Source organism: Roseibium polysiphoniae (assembly GCF_014842925.1).
GTDB classification, from domain to species: Bacteria; Pseudomonadota; Alphaproteobacteria; order Rhizobiales; family Stappiaceae; genus Roseibium; species Roseibium polysiphoniae.
This window is the reverse complement of record NZ_JACYXJ010000005.1, coordinates 416,758-433,638: the sequence shown is the minus strand read 5'-3', so window position 1 is coordinate 433,638 and position 16,881 is coordinate 416,758. Positions and strand designations below refer to the sequence as shown.

Sequence of the window (16,881 nt, the reverse complement as noted above, 5' to 3'; positions counted from 1 at the left end):
ATGCATGAATATGAAATTCTCCCGTCTCCCAGTACTCTGGAAAATCATCATTCCAGTTGCTACCATCTTTACGTTCACGATCGTTCTTGGTCAGGTAAGCTTGAAATCGCTGCATGACTCTATGCTGCAAGAGCGTATCACCACGATCGAGCACATCTCCGGAACAGCGAAAACCATTGCCGCGGCCTATCACGCCAAGGAAGTGGCAGGTGAGCTGTCGCGCGAAGAAGCGCAGGAGATGGCGAAGACCGCAATCGGATCGATGCGGTACGAAGGCAACAACTACATCTTCGTCTTCGACTTCGACTCCGTGACCCTAGTTCACGCCAATCAAAAGCTGATTGGCAAGGATCTCAGCGATCTCACAGATGCAAACGGAACCCGGATCATTGATGGCCTTGTAAAGCAGGCCAAAGCCGGCGGCGGCATGTTGCTTTACCAATGGCCACGTGCCGGCAGCGACGTGCCCATCGACAAATGGGGCTGGGCTGAAGGATTCGAGCCTTGGGGCTGGATGATGGGAACCGGCGTTTATGTAGATGACCTGGAAAGCGCCTATTGGAGCCAGGCTCTGTTGATCATTGCAATTGCATCCTTGGGAGCGGTCATTGCTTTCACAATTGCATTTATCTCGATCAAGAGCATTGTGACGCCGCTTTCCGCACTCACATCCAACATGAACAGCCTCGCAGAGGGCAACAGTGACATCCAGATCTCCGGCGCAGACCGGGGTGACGAGATCGGCCAGATGGCCTCTGCCATGGAAGTCTTTGTTGAGAACGAGCGCAACCGGAAGTCTCTCGAAGCCAGCCAGCAGGAAGCTCAAGAGGCAGCAGTTCACCGCGGCGAGGAAATCCAGCAGCTGTCCAGCGACTTCGACAGTCGCATCATGGAAATGATGGATGTGATTGAGCAGTCGGTCCACAACCTCCAAAGCGCTTCTGCCGAGATGACCAACGGTGCCGCTCGCACGACCGAGCAGAGCGGCCTGGTGTCGACGGCCTCCTCCCAGGCGTCTCACAACGTGGAAACTGTGGCTGCGGCTGCAGAAGAACTCTCCGCGTCGGTCAACGAGATCCGCCGCCAGGTTCAGTCCTCGAGCGAGATCGCTGCCAAGGCAGCTTCCGAAGCCAGCTCGACCAACGAGCGGATGAACGGCCTCTCCGATGCAGCCGGTCGTATCGGTGAAGTCGTGACGCTCATTCAGGCCATTGCCGAGCAGACCAACCTTCTGGCTCTGAACGCCACGATCGAGGCCGCTCGCGCCGGGGAAGCCGGCAAGGGCTTTGCGGTTGTTGCCGCCGAGGTGAAGGAACTCGCGACCCAGACCTCGAAGGCAACCGAAGAGATCTCCAGCCAGATTTCGGCCATTCAGGGCGAAACCGAACAGGCTGCAGGCGCCATCTCGTCGGTCACAGAGATCATCAACCAGATGAACGAGATCGCCAGCTCGATTTCTTCCGCAGTGGAAGAGCAGGGCGTTGCGACCCAGGAAATCGCCGTCAATGCGACGGAGGCTTCCCGGAGCACGATCGAAGTGACGACCAACATCGAAAGCGTCTCCCAAGCTGCCGAGAACACCAAAACGACCGCAGAAACAGTCGACGCTTCGGCACGACAGCTAGAAGACAATGCAAACTACCTGAAGCAGACCGTGTCTGGCTTCCTGGTTGAGGTGCGCAGCCGGTCTGCTGCTTAACACCTCAGAATAGCTCAACAAAAAACCCTGCCGGGCACACGTTCGGCAGGGTTTTCTTTTGCGTTCAAGACACTGTTCAGACCTTGCGAAGGGCGACCTTGGCGATCTTGTGGCTGGCGTCCTTGGTCAGGATCAGGTCCGCTCTCGGCCGCGTCGGCAGAATATTATCACGCAGGTTCACCAGGTTGATCTGGCTCCAGATCTGATGCGCCGTCGCCAGGGCTTCCTTGTCGTTGATGCGCGAGTATTTGTGAAAATACGATCCCGGATCGCGGAAGGCCGTTTCACGAAGCCGCATGAAGCGCTCGACGTACCAATTCAGAAGCAGTTTTTCATCCGCATCGATATAGACCGAGAAATCAAAGAAGTCGGAAACAAACGGCACAGCCCGGCCATCCTTCGGCAGCTCCCGGGTCTGCAGAACGTTCAGTCCCTCGACGATGAGGATATCCGGATTGTCCACGGTGACCGTGTGGCCGGGCATGACGTCGTAGTAGAAATGAGAGTAGATCGGCGCCCGCACATTTCGCCGACCGGCCTTGATGTCAGACAGGAATTTCAGCAGTCGTGGGCGGTCGAAACTTTCGGGAAAGCCCTTCTTCTGCATCAGGCCCTCGGCCTCCAGAACGGCGTTGGGATATAGGAAGCCGTCGGTGGTGACCAGATCCACCTTCGGACTGGCAGGCCAACGCGCCAAAAGCTCGCGCAAGACACGCGACGTGGTTGACTTGCCCACCGATACCGACCCGGCGACGCCAATGATGAAAGGCGTTTTTCGATCGCGAATGCCAAGAAATTCCTGGGTCGCCTGATGCAGGCCGACGGTCGCTTCAGCGTAGAAGGCCAGAAGGCGCGACAACGGCAGATAGATCTTCTCGACCTGCTCGATCGACATGGGATCGTTGAGACCCTGAAGCTGGGCGACTTCCGCGCCTGTCAGGGTCATGGGGGTATCGGCTCTCAACCGGGCCCATTCGCGCTCGGTGAAGACACGATACGGGGACAAGTCCATGTCCCGCTTCAACTCGACTGTCTGATCCATGTCCAATAGCAGCCCCTGCTGCAATGCTCGGCCGACCAAGCCGGGAAAGTCAATCCCGAGGTCTGGCGGCCTTCTCCTCCAGACCGGTTTGCCCGGTCCGACGTGCCAGTTCTGCCAGGACATCCTCAAGGCCGACATCGCAGACCTTCAGAACCACAAGCAGATGGTAAAGGACGTCCGCAGCTTCCCCTGTCAGCTCGTCCCGATCATGCTGAACGGCCGCGATGGCCGCTTCGACCGCTTCTTCCCCCAGTTTTTGGGCGCATTTCGCCACGCCCTTACCCATCAACTTGCGCGTATAGGACATCTCGTCGTCACTGACGGCCCGCGCCGCGATAATGGCGTCCAGATCGGCAAGAGTAAAATTCGTCATTGGTCTAGTCTTTCCGCCGAAGCCTCGGCATTGACCCAGCTCATGTCAAAAAGCGCAGCAGACCGCGCCTAGCCATTCATCCGCATGGCAACGCCAGCGTCATTCATATGCGCCTTGGCTTCATGAATGGTGTATTCGCCGAAATGGAAAATGGAGGCTGCCAGCACGGCGGTGGCATGGCCGTCGCGAATGCCTTCGACCATGTGATCAAGTGTTCCCACACCACCAGATGCAATGACGGGAACCGGGACCGCATCGGCGATCGCACGAGTCAGGGCAATGTTATAGCCGGATTTGGTGCCGTCGCGATCCATGGAGGTCACCAGAAGTTCACCTGCGCCCAGCTCCACGGCCTTCCTTGCAAATTCCACCGCATCGATCCCCGTCGGGTTGCGACCGCCGTGGGTAAAGATCTCGAACCGGTCCGGCTCACCTTCTGCATTCACCTGCTTGGCGTCGATGGAGACGACGATGCACTGGGCACCGAACTTCTCTGCCGCCTCACGAATGAACTCGGGGTTCTTGACCGCAGCCGTGTTGATGGAGACCTTGTCGGCACCGGCAATCAGCAGCTTGCGGATGTCTTCGACCGTGCGCACGCCACCGCCGACAGTCACCGGCATGAAGCAGGCTTCAGCGGTTCTGCGCACAACGTCAAAGATCGTGTCCCGGCCTTCGTGGCTGGCGGTGATGTCCAGAAAGCAAAGCTCGTCCGCACCGGCAGCGTCATAGGCCTTTGCAGCCTCGACAGGATCGCCGGCGTCAACAAGATCGACAAAGTTGACGCCCTTGACGACACGGCCGTCCTTGACGTCGAGACAGGGAATAACTCGGGCCTTGAGGGTCATGATGCTTCCTTGCGCGCGGCCTTGATCAGGGCCATCGCCTCCTGGGGGTCGAGACGCCCATCATAGAGGGCCCGGCCGGAAATGGCGCCCTCCAGAATGCCGCAGTCAGGCTGCAATAGCCGTTTGACGTCGTCAATGGACGCAAGTCCGCCTGATGCAATGACCGGAATGGAGACCGCATTGGCAAGTTCCAGCGTCGAGGGAATGTTCAACCCCTTCAGGATGCCGTCGCGGTCGATGTCGGTGTAGATGATCGCCGAAACGCCAGCGTCTTCAAAGCGCTTTGCCAGATCCACCGCCGTCAGTTCGGAGGTTTCGGCCCAGCCTTCGACAGCCACATATCCACCCTTTGCATCGATCCCCACGGCAATCTTGCCCGGGAAGCGCTTGCAGGCTTCCTTCACCAGCTCCGGATCCCGAACCGCGACCGTGCCCAGGATCACCCGCGTGATCCCTTTATCAAGCCACGCCTCAATGTGCTCCAGTGTCCGGATGCCGCCGCCAAGCTGCACCGGATTGCTGGTTGCGGCCAGAATGGCATCTACAGCCGCGCCATTGACGCTTTCGCCCGCGAAGGCACCGTTCAGATCGACCACATGCAGCCACTCGAAGCCCTGATCTTCAAAGGATTTCGCCTGGGCGCCGGGATCGTCATTGAAGACAGTCGCCTGATCCATGTCTCCAAGCTTCAGCCGAACACACTGGCCGTCTTTGAGATCGATGGCTGGAAAAAGAATGGTCATGAGCTTTTCTAGGTTCCTTCGACCACGACGAGATCCGTCTCGGCGTAGCGTTTCCGGACTTCGGCCGCGGCCTGATACTCCGGTGAGTTGTAGCAGTCGAGCGCCGTCTGATAGCTGTCGAACTCGATTACAACGTGGCGCTCGCGCTCCTGGCCTTCAAAGGTCGTGTACTGGCCACCAAGCACGAGCGAACGACCACCGAACCTGTCCAGTGAGGGCAGTCCGATATCCAGATAGGTCTTGAAGCCTTCCGGATCATGGATCTGGACGCGCGCGACGATGTAACCCTTCTTCATGGCAGCCTATTGGCCTTCAACGATGACGATTTCACCATCGGCAACCTTCTGGCGGATTTTTACAGCTTCCTGATACTCAGGAGAATTGTAACAGTCGACAGCGTGCTGGAAGCTTGGGAACTCGATGACAACGTTCCGCGCACGCCCCGGCCCTTCGATGGCGTTCGTCTGACCGCCCCGTGCGAGGAAATTCGCACCAAAGCGCTCAAACGCCGGCTTCGCGGTTTCGACATATGCCGGGTAACCATCTGCGTCATGTACGTCAACGCGTGCAATCCAATAGCCTTTGGCCATGAGTTTCCTCCTTGTTACGGCGTCCAGTTCAGGAAGTTCGCGATCAGCCCGAGGCCGAGCCGCTGGCTCTTTTCCGGGTGGAACTGGGTTCCGACCATGTTGTCCTTGGCGACCATTGCCGTGAATGCGCCGGCATAGTCAAAGGTCGCCAGACAGTCCTGCTCACGTGCCGTGGCAAAATGATAGGAATGAACGAAATAGGCGTGTAGTCCGTCCGGGCCTGTTTCGAGATCCTTGAGAACCGGATGTCCGGCACCGCGCACATCGATGGTGTTCCAGCCCATATGCGGGATCTTGAGGTCCGGATCAGCGGGTTTCATTTCGGAAACATCGCCTTCGATCCAGTTCAAACCTTCAACCGTTTCGAACTCCAGCCCGCGGGAGGCCATCAGCTGCATGCCGACACAGATGCCAAGAAACGGCTTTCCCTGCTTGCGCACTGTTTCTTCCAGCGCCTCGGGCATGCCCTCGACCGCAAACAGACCGCGTTTGCAATCGGCAAAGGCCCCAACGCCAGGCAGGACGATGCGGTCCGCCTTCAGCACCCGCTCGGGATCTGCCGTCACGATGACATCCGGGGTCCGGGCATGGTCACGCGCAGCGCGTTCAAATGCCTTGGCCGCCGAGCGCAGGTTGCCCGAGCCATAGTCGATAATGGCGATGCTCATCGGCTCGTCTCCTGGCCCAAAGTCAGACCGACAACGGTTTCCGTGCCAATTTTCGGGATCACGCGGGACGGCCGCACAATCGGGGCAGGGGGCTGGCTTGCCGGCGAAGAGCCGGAGGATTTGGATTGAAGCGACTGGAAGAAACGCAGCTCGGCTTCGGTCTGATCCGAGCCACATGCAAGGCCCAGAACCCTCCAGCCGGAGCGCTCCATCGTCCAGCGGCGTAATCCATTGGCCTCAAAGCCGAACAGCAAGGCAACAGCAAATGCTGCGACCGCCGGTGCTATACCACCGGCAAAGGCCGCGGTCACTTCCAGCGCCAGAGTGATCGCCAGATAGCCGAGCAAAACCAACCACATACGGTGCCAGATGATCCAGATGATTGAAATGACAAAGGCAGCCCAAGAGAACCGGTCGGCCACAAAGACGAGCCGATCCGCCTCATGCGGACTGGCGACGGGATCCTTCAGATCCGGCGGCGCCATGACATAAAAAGTGCTCATAATGTGTGTCCGTCCTCAGCCGCCAAGCTGGCCCTTGGTGGTCGGAATTCGGTCCGCCTGACGCGGATCGATTTCCACCGCCTTGCGCAACGTCCGTGCCACCGCCTTGAAACAGGTCTCTGCGATATGATGGCAGTTGGATCCATAGAGGTTGGCGATATGAAGTGTGATCCCGGCGTTCATCGTGAAGGCCCGGAAAAACTCCTCAAACAGCTCGGTATCGAAGTCCCCGACCTTGTCCCGGTCGAAGGTCACGTCCCAGACCAGAAACGGACGGCCAGACACATCCAGCGCGCAACGGGTCAGCGCTTCGTCCATGGCAAGGTGCGTGTCGCCATAGCGGGTGATGCCGGCCATGTCGCCCAGCGCCTCACGGATCGCCTGACCGAGCGCGATGCCCGTGTCCTCGACCGTGTGGTGGAAGTCGATATGCGTGTCGCCCTCGGCGCGTACGGTGATGTCGATCAGCGAATGTCGCGCAAGCTGCTCCAGCATATGGTCGAAAAACCCGACGCCAGTCGCCACATCATAGGCGCCTGTTCCATCCAGGTTGATTTCAACGGAAATGCGGGTTTCCTTGGTGTCACGCGAGATCGTCGCTGTGCGCATCTCTGATCCTTCCTTGGCAGCCGGGAAGTTTCCCGGCGAAACGGCGCCGTTTTAGCAGGCCAGCCCGCTTATTGAAACACTTATCAGGCTTTGAGCGATTGCTGCCAAAGGCTTGGGGCTCAATCTACCGCGAGCCCGGCGACCCAGGGGCGGAACGATTAAAATTGTAGCTGGCGAAACAGTGCCGCCAATGCTAGTAAAATCCGCATATTCTTCCAGTCTGTTTCAACGCCCGCGCCCCTTTGGCGCAACTTGGGATGCTGACCATGTTGATGACGCCCGCTCCAAGCCCCTTCAAGCCACAATCTGCTAGTGAACGGCTGATGTTGCCGGTCGACGTGCCAACCGTGGAGGAAGCCCGCGCGCTTATAAAAGCCACCGAAGGTGTCGTTGGCGTCTACAAGATCGGAATGGAACTCCAGTTTGCCGGCGGGTTGGACCTGACGCGGCAGCTGGCGGATGAAGGTCACAAGATCTTCCTGGATGTAAAACTCCACGACATCGACAACACAATCTTCTGGGCAGTGCGCAACGTCGCCAAGATGGGTGTGCGGTTCATGACGATTCATGCCTATCCGAAGACCATGCGGGCCGCTGCCAAAGCTCTGGAAGAAGACAACATCGATCATCTGTGTCTTCTCGGCGTTACGGTTCTGACCTCGATGGATGATGATGACCTGCACGACGCCGGCTACCGTGGCCGCGTCGCGGAGCTTGTCGGAACACGAGCGGAAGATGCCAGAGCCGCGGGCATGGGCGGGATCGTCTGTTCGCCTCATGAGGCCGCGGCCATGCGGCCTATCCTCGGAAAAGGGATGGTCATGGTGACACCAGGTGTGCGCCCCGCCGGAAGCAGTGCAGACGACCAGAAACGGGTCATGACACCGGGCGACGCCATTCGCGCCGGAAGCGACTATGTGGTCATCGGACGGCCGATCTCACGTGCCCGGGACCCCCGCGCCGCTGCCGAGGCTATTGTCGCCGAAATCGACGCAGCGCTTTAGGTCCCTGACACCATTTTGGCGATCTTCACCGCATAGCGATCCGTCATTCCAGAGACATAGTCGGACAGGGAGTGCAGTGCCGAATAAGGGCTGTCCACATCGCGAATGTCGATACCGGCAGCCTTGATCAGCTGGCGATGGTAGGAATCCAAATCCTCTGCCTGCCAGTTGGCGGCGTGAAGCTTCACGTAGACTTCTGAGACACCTTCCAGAACACGGTGCACGACGTTCCGGCCCTGCACTTCCAGTTCCGTCTTGCGCGGCGACGTGAAAAGGCGTTCGCGCGCCAGTTTCTTGATGGCCTTGAACTCTTCGGCCTTTTCGGACACATCGATCAGAGCATCAGAGAAGGTGCCATCCATGATGGCCTGGTAATTGTCCTTGAAGGCGGCAACGCAAGCCTTGATGGCGATGCCGATCCCCCGGGCACGGGCGTAGGCAATACGGTCCGGATCCGCCATATGGGACAAGTCCTTGCTGGATTTCCCTGTGATCGGCTCCAGATGCCCAATTACCGTTTCAGCCGAGAAGTCGCCTGAGGTGAAGGCGTCTTCGAGATCCAGGATATTGTAGCAAATGTCGTCGGCAGCCTCGACGAGGAACACCAGCGGGTGACGGCGCCACCAGATACCTTTTGCATCAGTCTCCGCAGGCAGCCCGACAGCATTGGCGACCTCTTCAAACTGATCGAACTCGCTTTCAAAAATGCCGAATTTTTTCAGGCCGCAGTAGGATGTGGACAGGCCGTTTCGGGTCTGCGCGGTGACCGGATATTTGGTGAAGGCTCCCAGCACGCCGCGGGACAGGCGCATGCCGCCTGCATTTCGATAGAGCTCAAGCCGGGTCAGAATCCGGAATCCCTGAGCGTTGCCCTCGAATTCCTCGAACTCATGCCGCAAGCCTGTGTCCAATTCGGCAAAAAGCGCTTCGCTTGTGGTGAACTTGTCCGCAAACCACTGGCCAATGGCCGCCTCACCGGAGTGTCCGAACGGCGGGTTGCCGATATCATGCGCCAGGCAGGCCGCGGAAACGATCCCGGACACGACATGTCGTTCGCCTTCCGGGATATGCCCTTCACTCTCGAGCCACTCGCCCACCTCAACACCCAGCGAGCGTCCGACACTGCTGGTCTCGAGACTGTGAATCAGCCGGTGATGCAGGTGGTCATTCTCATAGAGCGGATGAACCTGTGTCTTGTTCGCCAGACGCCGAAAAGGGGCCGAGAAGGTAATCCGGTCCGCATCCTGAAGATAAGAGGGTCGATTTGGGCGCTTGGTGAACTCCGGTTGGCTCAGAAGCCCTTCATCAAGCAATTTGGACCAGTCCACACCTGTCTCCCCGGCGTCTCACAAAATAAAGCCCGCCAATCTCGCGATCAGCGGGCCTATCCATACACGGGTCACAAAGACGGGTCGAGGCGTTCTGCCCTCAGGCGGCAGCGCCATTGCCTTTCGACTGTGAGCGCAAGACCATGCCGTAAAGATCTCGCGGGTCATCCGGGTCGGCCAGCAGGTCCAGCTTGATGAAATGGCCGGTCTTGGGCAGCAGGTCGTGCACAAACCGCAGGGCGGCAAAGTCCTCGATGGCGAAGCCGACGCTGTCAAACAGGGTGATCTGGCGTTCGGAGGTCCGGCCCGGCGCCTTGCCCGAATAGACCTGCCACAACTCGGTCACCTGATGGTCTTCCGGAAGCTGCTGAAGCTCGCCCTCAATGCGCGTCTGTTCCGGGAATTCGACAAAGATGTCCGAGCGCAGAAGGATGTCCTTGTGCAGTTCCGTCTTGCCCGGACAATCACCGCCCACTGCATTGATGTGCACGCCCGGCCCGACCATGTTGTCGGTCAGGATCGTTGCATTCTTCTTGTCCGCCGTGACGGTCGTGATGATGTCTGCGCCTTCGATGGCGTCTTCCGGCGTCTTGCAGATGGTCACATTGAGACCGGATCCGGCCAGATTGCGCGCGAGGCGCAGGCTCGCCTCCGGATCAATATCATAGGCGCGGATCTCGGTGATCCCGACCAGCGCCTTGAAGCCCAGGCACTGAAAGTCAGACTGCGCGCCGTTGCCAATCACGGCCATGGTCGTCGAGCCCTTTGGCGCAAGGTATTTCGCCGCAAGCGCAGACGTTGCAGCTGTGCGCAGGGCCGTGAGAATCGTCATTTCGGTGAAAAGCAAAGGATAGCCGGTCGCAAGATCCGACAGAACACCGAAACCGGTGACTGTCTGCAAGCCATCCCGGGTGTTGCCCGGATGACCATTGACGTATTTGAAGCCGAAGGTCTTGCCGTCGCTGGTTGGCATCAACTCGATCACGCCTTCAGGCGCGTGCGCAGGGATGCGCGGCTTTTTGTCAAAGCTCTCCCAGCGCAAAAAATCAGCCTCGATATATTCAGCCAATCCCTTGATGAATTCCTCGACACCGACGGTGGCGACATTCTTCATCATGTCGTCGACGCTGACGAAGGGGACATAAGCGAGCTCGGAAGGGGCCAGATTGGTGATCTTCGTGCTCATGAGACATCAACTCCAGGTCAGAAACAGGATCAAAAACTACGTGTGGGACGATCAAAGACGCGGCGTCCAAACAAGGACCCGACAAGGTCGACCATCAGGCGGGCGGTTCGCCCGCGGTCATCAAGGAACGGATTGAGCTCAACCAGATCGAGCGATGTAACAAGACCGCTGTCGTGGAGCATTTCCATCACCAGATGGGCTTCTCGGAAGGTCGCGCCACCAGGAACCGTCGTTCCAACGGCAGGAGCAATCTCGGGATCAAGGAAATCGACGTCCAAACTGACATGGAGAAGGCCATTTTCGGCTGAGACGCGTTCCAGGAACGGCGCCAGCAGAGAGCCAATCCCCTTTTCGTCGATCATGCGCATGTCACGGACACCAACGCCCGACTTTACCAGGAGCCTGCGCTCTTCCGGATCAATGGATCTGACGCCCAGGATCTCGATGTTCCCGGGATCGACTGGATGCGTTAGAGGCTGACCGAGAAACCCGTCAAAGCCGGGCAGTCCCGCAGCGAATGCGAGCGGCGTGCCGTGCAGATTGCCGCTCTGGGTGCTTTCGAGTGTATTAAAATCGGAATGGGCATCGAGCCAGAGAACGAAAAGCGGGCGCCCTAGATCATGGGCAGCAGCGGCATGTCCCGTCACGGTTCCAGCAGCCAGGGCGTGATCGCCGCCGAGATAAATCGGAAAAACCGGATCATTGGCAAGGTTTTTCGCGCATGAATGCAGAGATCGCGTCCAACCGACAACGTCATTGTAGTTCTTGAGGTGTGCAAGCGGCGCGCTGACACGTTCAACGGCCTCAGGAGCCAGATTGCCGAGGTCCCGCACCCTGTGACCCAGGTCGGTCAGGGCTTCAGATATGCCTGCGGTGCGGAAGGCATCAGGACCCATGACGCACCCGCGACGACCCGCGCCTGCCTCTATCGGAGCTCCGACCAGAACGATGTCTTCAGACGTCACAGCTTTGTACCCTCACGGCTCGATGAATAGGCGATGGGCAAAGCGTGACAGGCAGAACTGGCGGAGTAAATCCAGACGGTTGCTCAAATTCGCAGTCTGATTTATCATTTTGATATCCTCAATTGATCAAAATGAACCTGATGGACACTCTTGACCTACAACTCATCTCGGCGCTGAGGTCCGACGGGCGGCGCTCCGTCTCGGATCTTGCCGACGATTTGAAAGTCTCCCGAGCCACAGTGCGGGCCCGCATGGACAAGCTTCAGGCCTCCGGCGAGATCCTCGGCTTTACGGCCGTGCTGCGCGACGACTGGCGCGATCTCCCCATCCGTGCTGTCACATTGATCGAGATCGCCGGGCGCAACACGGAGCCTGTCGCCCGCGCGCTGACAGCCATGACGGAGGTGCGTGCCATCCACACGACCAACGGCAAGTGGGACCTTGTGCTGGAAATCGCGACGCGCGACCTGACCGCTTTCGATGAGGTGCTCCATCGCATCCGCCTGATCGAGGGCATATCCGGCTCCGAGACCAACTTGTTGCTTTCAACCCGCAAGGGGCCCGTAGCGTCCGCGTCGGGCTTCGGCACCTGACACAATGACCGCTGCTCTCGCAAATCGGGTGGCGAAGCGCCCCTGGCTCGCACTATGGTCCTTTTCAGACAGTTTTCGGAACCAAGCGCATGACCAAGACCCTTGATCCCAACAGCCTGACACCCAAGGCCACGCCGATATCAATCGGCCCCGACGCCGAGGCCGACTATCGCGTCGTCCGGCAAACGCTGGAACGCATTACGCTCAGCTGGCGTGAACAGCCAAGCCTGGAGCAACTGGCGAAGGAGGCCGGACTCCAGCCGATCCAGCTGCAACGTGTCTTTTCGAGATGGGCCGGCCTGACGCCAAAGCAATTTCTGCAAGCGATCACACTGGATTACGCAAAGGCCTTGCTACGCGATTCCGCCAGTGTTCTGGACGCGAGCTATGAAGTTGGCCTGTCGGGGTCGAGCCGTCTCCACGACCTCTTCGTAACCCATGAGGCCATGACACCCGGCGCCTACCGCGGCAGGGGCACCGGCCTGACCGTCTTCTATGGCTTTCATCCATGCCCCTTTGGCCAGGTTCTCCTGATGGTTACCGACAAGGGGCTTGCGGGCCTCGCCTTCGCCGATCCTGGTGAAGAGGCGGCGGCGCTGGAGGACATGTGCGACCGGTGGCCGGCCGCCCGGTTCATCGAAGACACAACCGCGACGGCCCCCTATGCGTCACGCGTTTTCGACCCTGGCGAATGGGACGGTGACACGCCACTGAATGTGGTTTTGATCGGAACCGATTTTGAGATCCGCGTCTGGCAGACCCTTCTCAAGATTCCGATGGGGCGCGCCACGACCTATTCGGACATCGCCAGGACTCTCGGAAATCCCAAGGCCTCTCGCGCGGTCGGCACTGCCGTCGGACGCAATCCAATTTCCTTTGTCGTGCCCTGTCACAGGGTGCTTGGCAAAAACGGTACGCTCTGCGGTTACCATTGGGGCCTGACCCGCAAGAAAGCTATCCTCGGCTGGGAATGCGGCCTCAACGGCCCGGTTCTGGAAGCTCTTTAGGCAGTAGTCGGATCCTAGTGGATTGGACCATCCGGCATCGGCATGTTCGCTGTGATCTGCCATCCGAACGACGCAATGCGCTCCGCCGCAAGGTCGGTGATATCCCCTGTCATGAGGAAATCAACGGCCGTTGGCGGAAACGGCAGATCTGAAAGACCTTCATTCATGGTCGCAAAGGCACTCGCCGTTGCTTCCGTCCAGGCCACCATGTCCAGAGGCATGATCAATGCGGCTGCACCGTCGCGTCTTATCGCGATCGGATAGCCGGCCACCTGCCGGATGCTGGCCAGCCCTGCGATGGTCTCGTGGTAGTGCAGCGTCAAAACGACCTTTCTCAGCTGGAAATAGGCCTCGTCGCGCCCCTGCGCGGCGGCCGCCTTCACAGCGAGGATGTCGAGACCGTCAACCATTGAAAACTGCCGCAAGTGATATGCAATCACTGCGCGTTCAGCCGGCGTATAGAATGGGTTCTTGAGCAGCTGATCAATCACGTTGTCTGAAACACCGACCTCACGCAGAGTGTCTGCGGTGCGCTGTTCCAGCTCTGCGCGCGTGCTGTCGACCAGAGATGTGCGGAAAGACTCGGCGCGTCCGGCCACCTGAGAAATCATCCCGCCCGGAACAAGCGCCAGCAAAGCGTTGACGGTCAGGCTGCCGGCTGTCGAGACGCTCGCCGCCTGATCCAGCTTGTCGGACAGCGGCTTGTAATTTGTATAGGGGTCCACGCCAAGCTTCACGGCAAGTTCCCGCCGGGCGCGCGCCTGGCCGGCAATGGATTTGGCCAGTTCAGCGGGCGATCCGGCCTCGCCGGACACCGCCTGTTCGACGCCCCTGGAAAGCCGCCCGAACATCTTTCCAACGCCGGAAATCGTGTTCTTCGCGGTGCCGACAGGATCTGAGACTGTGCTCTCGACGAATTCCGCCGGGCGCATGGCCGCCTTCTTCAAACCATCCAGAAAGCTCGCGTCGGACTCGAGCTTTTCCATTGCCGACAAGACCTTGAGTTCATGAAGGCGCAATTCCAGCAGGCCATCGCCCGATAGACGTTCGATGCCCAGATCAGTCTCAACCTCGTAGAGCCGCAAATAGCCATCGCCACGCACCGGCGACAGGACCAGATAGCCAGGACCGACCTCCCGGCCGTCCAGAACAACGGCCGGATCCTGCTCGGGAGCTGTCTCGTAGGTATCAGTAAAAGCGACGCTCAAAGGAACAGGGAGCGCCGCAAAGGCAAGCCCGGCAAAGAGGGCTGAGGCCAGGGCGGATTTGGCGCGTTTCATAGTCGATCCTTCGGCAATGCTCGCGGCACCCTTCTAGCGCGGCGGCATGTTGTTCGCGGCGAGAACCTCTCCGGCCAGATAGAGCGACCCGCAAATCAGAATACGTGGTGCCTCTCCGTCTTTTTGTGCGCAGCTCACAATGTCGGCAATGGCATCTTCAAGTGACGAAAATGGGGACGCTTCGAGGCCCGCCAGCCGCGCGAAATCTGCAAGTTCCAGCGGCCCGCGAGCGGTGGTGGTTGTCGAAATCGGAACCGTTGCCACATGGCGCGCTAGCCCGTCAAACGACCGGAAGAACCCGACTGGATCCTTTGTCGTCAGCATACCGCAGATCAAATAAACGGGCTTCGGGCTTCGCTCTTCCTGCTCGCCCATGAAGGACGCAATGGAGACACCAGCTCCCGGATTGTGACCACCATCGAGCCAGACTTCCGCTCCTTCGGGACACTTGTCTACCAAAGCGCCATTGATAAGCGGCTGCAAACGGCCCGGCCAGTTGATGGATTTGAGGCCTTCGGATGCCGCTTTTTCGCCAGACCAAAGACCGGCGGCTTTCAGGGTCGCGATTGCCATGCCTGCGTTGATGACCTGATGCGCGCCCAGGAGCGACGGCATAGGCAGGTCGTAAAGTCCTTCCTCGTCCTGGAAGGCCATACGCCCCTGATCCGCATAGGAATTGAATTCCTGGCCGAAGCGATAGACCGGTGCTTTCAAACGCGCCGCCTTGCGTTCAATGACGGCCAGCACCTCGTCGTCCTGCGGAGCAACAACAACAGGGCAGCCAGCTTTCAGGATGCCGGCCTTTTCCGCTGCGATTTCGGCCAGCGCCTCTCCCAGGAATTTCTCATGGTCCATGGAGATCGGCGTGATCACGGTTGCGAGCGGCTCGTCGACGACATTCGTGGCATCGAGACGGCCACCCAGGCCGACCTCAAGCAACAACACATCGGCCGGGTTTTCGGCAAACAGAAGGATCGCGGCGGCGGTCGTGATCTCGAAGAAGGTAATCTCTTCTCCCGCATTGGCTTCTTCGCAGGCGTAAAGTGCCTTGAAAAGCTCGGGATCGGAGACGAATTCGCCACTCGCACCAAGCCGAATTCTCTCGTTGAAAGCCACAAGATGAGGAGAGGTATAGACATGACAGCGTTTGCCATCGGCTTCGAGCATCGCTCGCAAGGTCGCTGTCACCGAGCCCTTGCCGTTCGTACCCGCGATATGGATCGTCGGCGGCAGCCGCTTTTCCGGTGATCCGAGGGCTTCAAGCAAGCGATTCATCCGCCCGAGAGAAAGGTCTATCTCTTTCGGGTGCAGCGCCAAAAGGCGATCAAGAATAGCGGTAATTTGATCCAAGACGTCCTCGCCGATCAGGTCCCAGCGGGTCGAAGCCGAGTGTGTCCGGCCTTGGTGTTTCAGGCAAGAGCCTGAGGAAAAAGTGGCAGGTAAGCGTCGCTTTTTCGACACTTACCCGTCTGTTTCGCAAAGATCAGGCTTCAGCACCTTCTGCGACCGGCTCTTCGGCAGGTTCAGGTGCGGCCGCTTCCGGGCTCGGCAAGGACGGAACCTCGACTTCACGCTTCATGAGGATACCACAGATGCGCGCGATGGTGTCTTTCAGGTCGTGCCGCTTGACGACCATATCGACCATTCCGTGCTCAAGCAGATATTCTGCGCTCTGGAAACCTTCCGGCAGTTTTTCCCGGATCGTCTGCTCGATAACACGGCGGCCTGCGAAGCCGATTTGCGCGCCTGGCTCGGCAATGTGAACGTCGCCCAACATGGCATAGGAGGCTGACACGCCACCTGTGGTCGGATTGGTCAGAACAACGATATAGGGAAGGCCTGCTTCCCGCAGCATCTGCACGCCAACAGTCGTCCGCGGCATCTGCATCAGGGACAGAATGCCTTCCTGCATGCGTGCACCGCCAGAGGCAGCGAACAGAACAAAGGGCGTGTGTTTGGCGACGGCCGCCTGCATGCCGGCCAGAATGGCCTCTCCTGCGGCCATGCCAAGCGAACCACCCATGAAGGCGAAGTCCTGAACAGCTGCAGTCAGATCCGCACCATTGACCTTGCCCTGCGCCACATGCACCGCGTCGCTCTCGCCGGTCTTGGCCCGGTATTCTTTCAGGCGATCGACATATTTTTTCGTATCGCGGAACTTGAGAGGGTCCGCCTGGACGTCAGGCGTTTCAATCACCTCGTAATTGCCGGCGTCGAAAAGCGTTTCAAGGCGCTTCTTTGCTGGCATGCGCATGTGGTGGCCAGAGGCCGGCACGACCCACAAGTTTGCTTCCAGATCGCGGTGAAACACCATCTCGCCCGTTTCCGGGCACTTGATCCAGAGGTTTTCCGGCACTTCGCGCTTCTTCAGGAGATCGCGGATTTTGGGCCGTACGAGGGAGTTGATCCAGTTCACCGGGCGTGTCCGTTCTTTTAAACAATT

The 16,881-nt window shown here is 58.9% G+C and carries 19 protein-coding genes; 4 read left to right on the top strand and 15 right to left on the bottom strand.

The annotated features are described in order from the left end of the window. Positions 1 to 10 precede the first annotated feature (10 nt). Positions 11 to 1,699 (top strand): methyl-accepting chemotaxis protein, encoded by a 1,689-nt coding sequence (locus tag IG617_RS15150; protein ID WP_192110075.1) that lies wholly within the window; start codon positions 11 to 13, stop codon positions 1,697 to 1,699. A 76-nt stretch (positions 1,700 to 1,775) separates the two neighbouring features. On the opposite strand, the gene coaA is transcribed toward IG617_RS15150, so the two are convergent. The 9 genes from coaA to hisB all read right to left on the bottom strand — a co-directional run bounded on the left by coaA (position 1,776) and on the right by hisB (position 7,075). Continuing rightward, positions 1,776 to 2,741 carry a type I pantothenate kinase gene (coaA, locus tag IG617_RS15145; protein WP_153771795.1) on the bottom strand — a complete coding sequence of 322 codons (966 nt, stop codon included), beginning with the start codon at positions 2,739 to 2,741 and terminating at the stop codon, positions 1,776 to 1,778. A 49-nt stretch (positions 2,742 to 2,790) separates the two neighbouring features. Beyond that, complete coding sequence (locus IG617_RS15140) at positions 2,791 to 3,114, bottom strand: phosphoribosyl-ATP diphosphatase (RefSeq protein WP_192110074.1); 324 nt, start codon at positions 3,112 to 3,114, stop codon at positions 2,791 to 2,793. A 68-nt stretch (positions 3,115 to 3,182) separates the two neighbouring features. Further along, positions 3,183 to 3,962, bottom strand: a complete 780-nt coding sequence (gene hisF, locus IG617_RS15135) for an imidazole glycerol phosphate synthase subunit HisF (protein WP_192110073.1) — start codon at positions 3,960 to 3,962, stop codon at positions 3,183 to 3,185. After that, positions 3,959 to 4,705, bottom strand: coding sequence for a 1-(5-phosphoribosyl)-5-[(5-phosphoribosylamino)methylideneamino]imidazole-4-carboxamide isomerase (gene hisA, locus IG617_RS15130; RefSeq protein WP_192110072.1), 747 nt, complete (start codon positions 4,703 to 4,705; stop codon positions 3,959 to 3,961). The genes hisF and hisA overlap by 4 nt, the downstream gene beginning before the upstream one ends. Before the next feature lie 8 nt (positions 4,706 to 4,713). Then, the gene (locus IG617_RS15125; RefSeq protein ID WP_153771666.1) at positions 4,714 to 5,001 is read right to left on the bottom strand and encodes a DUF1330 domain-containing protein; all 288 of its coding nucleotides are present in this window, start codon (positions 4,999 to 5,001) and stop codon (positions 4,714 to 4,716) included. Between the two features lie 6 nt (positions 5,002 to 5,007). Beyond that, on the bottom strand, positions 5,008 to 5,295 hold the full coding sequence (locus IG617_RS15120; protein ID WP_153771665.1) for a DUF1330 domain-containing protein: 288 nt from the start codon (positions 5,293 to 5,295) through the stop codon (positions 5,008 to 5,010). Positions 5,296 to 5,309: 14 nt separating this feature from the next. Further along, positions 5,310 to 5,963 (bottom strand): imidazole glycerol phosphate synthase subunit HisH, encoded by a 654-nt coding sequence (gene hisH / locus IG617_RS15115; protein WP_192110071.1) that lies wholly within the window; start codon positions 5,961 to 5,963, stop codon positions 5,310 to 5,312. Then, on the bottom strand, positions 5,960 to 6,466 hold the full coding sequence (locus tag IG617_RS15110) for a DUF2628 domain-containing protein (RefSeq protein ID WP_192110070.1): 507 nt from the start codon (positions 6,464 to 6,466) through the stop codon (positions 5,960 to 5,962). Before IG617_RS15110 ends, hisH begins: the two co-directional genes overlap by 4 nt. 15 nt (positions 6,467 to 6,481) lie before the next feature. After that, on the bottom strand, positions 6,482 to 7,075 hold the full coding sequence (gene hisB / locus IG617_RS15105) for an imidazoleglycerol-phosphate dehydratase HisB (protein WP_192110069.1): 594 nt from the start codon (positions 7,073 to 7,075) through the stop codon (positions 6,482 to 6,484). 266 nt (positions 7,076 to 7,341) lie between these two features. On the opposite strand from hisB, the gene pyrF reads away from it, so the two are divergent. After that, the gene (pyrF, locus tag IG617_RS15100; protein WP_254170566.1) at positions 7,342 to 8,079 is read left to right on the top strand and encodes an orotidine-5'-phosphate decarboxylase; all 738 of its coding nucleotides are present in this window, start codon (positions 7,342 to 7,344) and stop codon (positions 8,077 to 8,079) included. Here pyrF and dgt read toward each other — a convergent pair. From dgt to rocF, 3 genes are all read right to left on the bottom strand, one after another. Next, the gene (gene dgt / locus IG617_RS15095) at positions 8,076 to 9,407 is read right to left on the bottom strand and encodes a dGTP triphosphohydrolase (RefSeq protein WP_192110068.1); all 1,332 of its coding nucleotides are present in this window, start codon (positions 9,405 to 9,407) and stop codon (positions 8,076 to 8,078) included. The genes pyrF and dgt overlap by 4 nt on opposite strands. A gap of 100 nt (positions 9,408 to 9,507) precedes the next feature. Further along, complete coding sequence (locus IG617_RS15090; protein WP_192110067.1) at positions 9,508 to 10,593, bottom strand: ornithine cyclodeaminase; 1,086 nt, start codon at positions 10,591 to 10,593, stop codon at positions 9,508 to 9,510. 29 nt (positions 10,594 to 10,622) lie between these two features. Next, a complete protein-coding gene (gene rocF, locus IG617_RS15085) occupies positions 10,623 to 11,558 on the bottom strand; it encodes an arginase (protein WP_192110066.1) in 936 nt (311 codons plus the stop codon). A gap of 140 nt (positions 11,559 to 11,698) precedes the next feature. On the opposite strand from rocF, the gene IG617_RS15080 reads away from it, so the two are divergent. Beyond that, positions 11,699 to 12,151, top strand: a complete 453-nt coding sequence (locus IG617_RS15080) for an Lrp/AsnC family transcriptional regulator (protein WP_192110065.1) — start codon at positions 11,699 to 11,701, stop codon at positions 12,149 to 12,151. 89 nt (positions 12,152 to 12,240) lie between these two features. After that, positions 12,241 to 13,158, top strand: a complete 918-nt coding sequence (locus IG617_RS15075) for a methylated-DNA--[protein]-cysteine S-methyltransferase (RefSeq protein WP_192110064.1) — start codon at positions 12,241 to 12,243, stop codon at positions 13,156 to 13,158. A 14-nt stretch (positions 13,159 to 13,172) separates the two neighbouring features. Here the strand turns inward: IG617_RS15075 and IG617_RS15070 are convergent, their stop codons facing one another. The 3 genes from IG617_RS15070 to accD form a co-directional block, all read right to left on the bottom strand. Beyond that, a complete protein-coding gene (locus IG617_RS15070) occupies positions 13,173 to 14,438 on the bottom strand; it encodes a hypothetical protein (protein ID WP_192110063.1) in 1,266 nt (421 codons plus the stop codon). A 33-nt stretch (positions 14,439 to 14,471) separates the two neighbouring features. Then, positions 14,472 to 15,788, bottom strand: a complete 1,317-nt coding sequence (locus IG617_RS15065) for a bifunctional folylpolyglutamate synthase/dihydrofolate synthase (protein WP_192110062.1) — start codon at positions 15,786 to 15,788, stop codon at positions 14,472 to 14,474. 133 nt (positions 15,789 to 15,921) lie between these two features. Then, positions 15,922 to 16,854, bottom strand: a complete 933-nt coding sequence (gene accD, locus IG617_RS15060; RefSeq protein WP_192110061.1) for an acetyl-CoA carboxylase, carboxyltransferase subunit beta — start codon at positions 16,852 to 16,854, stop codon at positions 15,922 to 15,924. Between the last annotated feature and the right edge of the window lie 27 nt (positions 16,855 to 16,881).